Annotated in this window: 5 protein-coding genes and 1 pseudogene; 3 read left to right on the forward strand and 3 right to left on the reverse strand. The window is 35.9% G+C overall.

Annotated features, from left to right (window positions below; translation table 11 throughout):
* Window positions 1–133: 133 nt before the first annotated feature.
* The 3 genes from ACFIKU_RS09120 to ACFIKU_RS09130 form a co-directional block, all read right to left on the reverse strand.
* Entirely contained in the window at window positions 134–343 is a 210-nt protein-coding gene (locus tag ACFIKU_RS09120) for a 2-hydroxymuconate tautomerase family protein (protein WP_015856802.1), read from the reverse strand.
* Between the two features lie 469 nt (window positions 344–812).
* The gene (locus tag ACFIKU_RS09125) at window positions 813–1,460 is read right to left on the reverse strand and encodes a hypothetical protein (protein ID WP_375642593.1); all 648 of its coding nucleotides are present in this window, start codon (window positions 1,458–1,460) and stop codon (window positions 813–815) included.
* A 298-nt stretch (window positions 1,461–1,758) separates the two neighbouring features.
* A complete protein-coding gene (locus ACFIKU_RS09130) occupies window positions 1,759–2,328 on the reverse strand; it encodes a hypothetical protein (RefSeq protein ID WP_375657325.1) in 570 nt (189 codons plus the stop codon).
* Between the two features lie 1,404 nt (window positions 2,329–3,732).
* Between ACFIKU_RS09130 and ACFIKU_RS09135 the strand changes: the two genes are divergently transcribed.
* The 3 genes and pseudogenes from ACFIKU_RS09135 to ACFIKU_RS09145 all read left to right on the forward strand — a co-directional run.
* Window positions 3,733–4,206, forward strand: a complete 474-nt coding sequence (locus ACFIKU_RS09135; protein WP_375657326.1) for a hypothetical protein — start codon at window positions 3,733–3,735, stop codon at window positions 4,204–4,206.
* Window positions 4,203–5,423: an MFS transporter gene (locus ACFIKU_RS09140; protein ID WP_375642591.1), complete on the forward strand. Its 1,221-nt coding sequence runs from the start codon at window positions 4,203–4,205 to the stop codon at window positions 5,421–5,423. Before ACFIKU_RS09135 ends, ACFIKU_RS09140 begins: the two co-directional genes overlap by 4 nt.
* Before the next feature lie 375 nt (window positions 5,424–5,798).
* Window positions 5,799–6,460: pseudogene (locus tag ACFIKU_RS09145) on the forward strand (tyrosine-type recombinase/integrase); the annotation flags it as partial.

A 6,460-nucleotide genomic window follows, 5' to 3' on the forward strand; every position in this document is an offset into this window, starting at 1 on the left:
GGAAAAACTTGGTTATCAGCATCAGGGGCTGTAACAACCGCTCCAATGGCGGTCTGATCAAATGTTGCTAAAGGACGTGATTTTTTACATTAATTAACCCTATTGACCTTAAATTATTGTCAAATACACAGAGTTATTCTTTATTTTGATCTTTCCTTAATTCTGTAACGGGAACACCATTAATACCCCAATTGTCTGTCTCCACTTCATCAATCACTACAACAGTCGTTTTCGGATTTTTATTCAGAATATTAACTAATAATTGAGTTGCCCCTTCTATTAGTTGCCGTTTCTGTTCAGAGGTAACCCCTTCATTAGTAATTTTAATGTTTATGTAAGGCATAAGATCTCCATAATTTACAAATATTGAATAAAAAAGCTCAAATAAATGAACGCAAAAAGATTAAACATTAATACATAATAACTATGCATTTTAAAGCTCGTATCCACCGGTGAAATATGCAGGCTACTGGAAGCAAAAATAGCATTTATTGATACAGGAGAAAGGAGTTGAGCTGCAATAAAGAAGCAAATCCAAACCAAATAATCCGTAACCCCATAAGCCATCGATTCCCCTAGTAAGGGAAATGCCAAACTAAATATCACCATAGGGTGAATTCCTACTACACTGAAAATTGGCAATACGAAGAGAATACAGGCATAGCGCTGCCAAACAGAAAGTGATGCCAATGAGTGACTAAACGTCACTGGCAACAAAGGAATAAGCAAATCACAAGTAGATATTAGCAGACTACAACCTAGCAACAACATAATTTCACTGGATATACTGCGTATCACTGCCACCAAAGGAGTCAAAAATCAACACTGCGTGAACTTACACGCTCAATGACGTATAGAATGCTTGCCGTCAATGCAATGCTTTCTAGTGCATTCAACCTGATAACTGTCAACGCAATAATAAATGTTAGCCAGAACAATATCAAAAAAATCCAAATTCTTAACCTCTCTCCTTCTTTATTCGCTCTCCTCTCATCGCAAATAATCGGGTTAGCTAGCGGTACAACAGGAGAAATGCACAACAACAACAGACTGAATAGAAAAAGTGGTATCCCCAAAGCAGCGGATGTGAATATTGGTGTTCTAGGCATAGCAGCGAAAACTGTTGCTGCACCAATGCTGGTCGGCATCAGTACCATTGTGATGCTCATCATTCGCATCACAATAGCGGCCAAATGGCGAGAGGGAAAAACACTTTTCTTCAAGGCATCAATCATTAGGGGGATAACCCCCAAACTCATCGGCCAAGCTAGAAACGCAGTCAGCATCGCGATGGACAGGGTAAGCGAACCCTTTCCATAGCGCATCAACCATTCAGAGAGAAATTCTGAAATACGCCATATATTCATCACATGGCGCAACAATCCCATGGCGAGTAATAGCGCGAGTAATAGCCAAAAGACATCAGTAAAACGCACAAGCGCAGTACTAACATCAGGCAAGTGCCAACGCCATATCAACACTAAAGACAAGCCAACAGGATGAACACACCACTGCGTGCATTACCCTTCAACCACCAGTATGGTATCGTCAAAAGCAAATAACCGAAAACAGTTACTCCAGCCAATGGAATAAGAAACCAAGTTCTTATTGAGATAGATATAAGAAAAATGAATAGCATCAGCATCGCCATTATAGCGGATACGGAAGATATACGTATCAGGAAGCTTTTTACATCATCAATGTACATTAATTGTTGAATCTTTGACTGAGTGGCGATTAAAAAGCTGCTCGTACATGTCAGTGACACAAGCGCCCTGTATCCCGCAGTGCACGCGAATTAACTAAAGTCCTAGGCAAAATATATGTATAAAAATTAGGCCCCTCTACTGGATTACCGACCACCCATAATGTATTTTGTATTTGCCCTTTAGTGTCTATAGGATGCTGCCGATGGTCAATATCAATACCACTAGGATGATATCCTTGGTTGGTAAATGGTCGAATAATTCCCTGACCAGCCAAATTCTGGATAAAAGGAGACTCATCACGCAACGGAGAAAAACTATCAATCTTAGCCTTGATCAGCACATCTCCATCAACTGAACTGTTTTCATCTTGAAAAACAGACTGAATTTCGAAACGGCTAGTACTAGCATTGAGAACAAGTTTAGGTGAAGGGCTGCCTGCCAAAGTCACGATACCAGCCTCCATCAGAGCCTTCAACTCTTGGTTTCGCTGCATCGGTGGACCGACAGAAATACGGTTAAAGTTTGGATTAAAATATTCAATAAAGTACTTGTGAGATGAAGACGTTAACCCGCAAAAATCAATTGCTGAACGTAAGATATCACGGACATCTCGTAGCACATCTGTAGCAGCTTTCACTGGGCCATCAACATTACCTGCAGCGGAAGAATGAAGATCTTCCCTCAAATGCTCAATGAAGAATCTTGTATAATCATTCAGAGAGGCGAATATTTTATTTCGATGAGGATACAGCAACGCTTGAATACACTGCTCTTCTTTGGAAGTAACAACATAGGTTTCAGGGTCTAGCCAGTGCCCCAGCTGCGTACTTCGATAGACATAACACATTTCTTTAAGCAACAGAGATAAAAGCTGCTCTAACTATAGTTAATAAAATTTATTAAATCCATTTAGAATAATCTACGATAAAAATAAAAGGGGATAAATTGTACACGAATTAAACACTCTATAAACAGAATAAATCTATAAAAATCAATCTATTCAATAAAATATTCGTAGATTTTTCTGTCTATCTTTATATCTCTCTTTTCTGTCTATCTTTATATCTCTATAGGAGAAATTTAATCACTTTATAGGTGACTTTAAAATATTTTAATAGGATATTACAATTGCTTTAAAAATAATATTCTGATTAATAAATATATTAACAATTATGAAATGATGCGTATACAAAACGGATAACCACAATCAATGTAGTGATCGACTACTTTATAATATAGATTTGTTTGTTTTATCCGTAGCAGCAATAAAAAATTTTGTGTTTTTACATAAATTCAAATTTATTCATTTTTTACATTATATTTTATGCTATTACTTTTAGGTTAATAAAGATCATAGAGTTTTAAACTGATAAGATGCGTTCTTTTCTCGAACGACACTTTTTAAAAAAAGAGTTGATTTAATCAGCGGGAAAAATCAATGGCAAGACTTATAATTTGGAAACAATATATCGTTATTCGTGAAGGGATGCCGTTTTGGAGCAAGCTAGAAGATATCTATGATCAATGATAAAATTAAGGAGGGATGAATTGGAGAAATTTGATATTTCTTACAGATCAGTGAATCGAAAAAAGGATAGTAGATGAAATTTAAAATTCGCCATCTTTATCATGAGATGAAAACTTTAATCACACATCTAATTTCTTTATTTTAAAATATTTTCTTTCCCTTTCAGCAATATTAAAAAATATCTTCAATAAGCGCTCTTTTAAGATGTTATCTCCATGATCAAAGTAACGGTTATCTAACTTCCACTCAGGACACTGTTTTACAAAAGGAAATCATCATTTCAAAATATGGTAAGATGTATGTATTTAGTCACGATGTATCATACAATACTCACTCCTCGTCATATAAGAAATTTAATTTTTATGTGATCGAAATAACAAACCTTGCAAGACATTTTTTTTAATAAATAAAGATGGGTTCTGGAAATAATTGTTTTTAGACGAAAATTGATGCGGAGAAACAGTCAGAGAGAAATGGGGGGATTATAAATTGTTGATGATTATAAAAAAAGATATAAAAAAATTACCCAAAACCAATTTATGGATCATTTCTGCTATTTCATCTGATCAGCAAAGAGAATGGATCAATAAATGGTATGTAAAAAATAGACAAACCTCTATAAATTCTGATGATGTCAATGCTCTTGCTATCTTGGGTTCATTTTATAAATCTAGATACAATAGCCGCTATGTATGTAACAAATCCACAAGCAATTTCCCTAAAAAGGTATCGTCCTCATTTATGAGGCTTGTGTTTCTCCTCATAATCACTTCAAAGTTGCAGCATTTCCACTCGTTAATACGCTTTGAGATTCCTCATGCACCAAAGGTACTTTTAAATTCTGGAGTGGTTATAGAAATCTGCTTTCAACTAATCACTGTATGGAGATATGAAGCAGCCAACTTTTCACAAAAAAACGTTCTCTTCAGTGAACATTCCCACTGTAAAATCTATGGAACAACACAATGAACAGGCCACGCACCCTTGCTCTCACCTATGGATCCTATAATGCTGTCCGCATGCTGATCGGCGTTTACCATGCTATTTTTTTAATGTCCATGGGAGTTAATCTGGCGCAATTAGCTCTACTTCAGGTTGTCTTTTCCACCACCATTCTGCTGCTTGATTTTCCCTGCGCTGTTTTATCTGACAGATATCGACGCAAATATTCCGTTATGGCTGGGGTCGTTATGACAGGAGTATTTTATCTTTTATGCCTTCAAGCTCCCAATATGACAGCACTTATTATTGCGCAAATTCTCTATGCAGCAGGCATTTGCATCATTGTCAGCGCCATTGACGGATGGATTTACCATTCTCTAGGCGATAAACAAGATCACTTTTCACATTATGCTCATCTCTACCACCAGGTTAACTCTTTCGGAAGTATTCTCAGTGGGATTATAGGCATTGGAACGATCTATTACTCTGGACAATATTTTATGGGATATATCATCTCATGCCTCATGATGGGATTTATTTTTTTGATATTCCTTATTGTTCCGGAAGAAAAGAAAACGACAGTTGAAACTTCCAAAACAAAAACAATCTTGCACAATGCCAAGGAAACGCTTTGGATATTTCAAAACACAGTAGGAGGAGCATGGTTTATTTTCCTCATGTGCCTTTTTAGCGCTGGTATTCAGATTATTTATCATTTCTGGCAACCGATAATACTTTCAGGGGGAAAAATTCATCACCTCAATGGTTCGCAAATGCTCATCTTGATGTGCTGCCATATTGGAGCCTTTTCAGCACAATATTTTTCAAATCTACTGATGTCTAAGTATCATGTTCTTGATAAGAAATATAAGAATTCTATAAAATATTTTTCCTTCTTTTCTGCGCTGATGTGCATAACGCTCTATTTTTCAGTTCATAGCCATCAAACTGCTGCATCAGTCATCGCCTTCTCTTTAATCCATGGATTTATTTGCACTGTACCGATAGGGGCAAAAAGCTTATTTTTCTCAGAACTTAACCAAAAACAAACGCAGCATATTTCCGGTGTTGTTGGTGCTGTATCTTTTAGCGGAAGAATATTTTCAATTACAGTATTGAGTATTATTTCTTTTCTTCCTGCAAAAGTTTCTCCATCTTACTACCTAATATTACCGACCATTACTTTCTTCATGTGTGGTTTGGTTGTTATGAGATGGATGAAACATTCTCATAAGTCTCTATGAGAGGAAAATTTTTAAAATTATCACCCACAGTGTTTTCTTCTAAAAAAGATCGATACTTTTTTGAGAGCATTGCCACATCCAACTTTCAACATACAATGCAAATATAAAGCAATATATTGATTTATATTGATAATATAGCAAGCTCGAATATCGTAAGATTCTTTCTTTTCAAATCTGTTTTTATGGTTGAAACAATCAAAATCATTTGCTTGCACATCATAAATAGAAAAAAACATGTAAATAAAAACAATTTAGAAAGAAAAAATACCTCTGATGAACTCCCACAATCAAAGTCTATCCATGGATAGCAGGTATATAATACTCCTCTTTGTATCTTCATAAGTATACAAATAGCGTAGCTCTATAAGGTTTTATATGATTCTAAAGAAACTTTTACGTTTTATACCATTTAAGAGATGCCGTCGCAAAATGAGCTTATACACATTGAAAGATATCTCTTTAACAAAAGTGCATAAATTGGCAACACAAGTATATTTGTGTTTAGAACATTCTTTTTATATGAAAGGCATAATCCCAACGGGATAAACAAAAGCGTAAGACACATAATCTCCATTATTTAAAAGATATTGCTTTAGATGCTTTTGAAAGTCGTAAAGCTGAATTAAAAGGGGATGGTGAGACTTGTAATTGGTTTTTACATTTACGCCTTCATATTCTCCCTAAATTAGGCTGTCTGCCGGTTTCTGAGATTACACAAACAGAGATACGTAATACCCTTGCCCCTATTTGGCATACAAAAGCTGATACAGCTCGTAAAGCACTGAACCGTCTCAATCTTTGTCTCAAACATGCGGCTGCCTTGGGTTTGGATGTTGATTTACAGGCAACCGAAAAAGCACGCGCGCTCTTAGGTAAACAACGTCATAAAACGCAAAATTTACCAGCCATGGATTGGAAAGATGTGCCGGCTTTTTATAAAACACTCTGTAAAACACAAAACATAACACAACTGGCTTTGCGTTTGCTTATTCTGACAGGCGTTCGTACCAATCCTTTACGTCATATTCATAAAGATC

Source organism: Bartonella sp. CM120XJJH (assembly GCF_042194715.1).
Lineage (GTDB): Bacteria > Pseudomonadota > Alphaproteobacteria > Rhizobiales > Rhizobiaceae > Bartonella.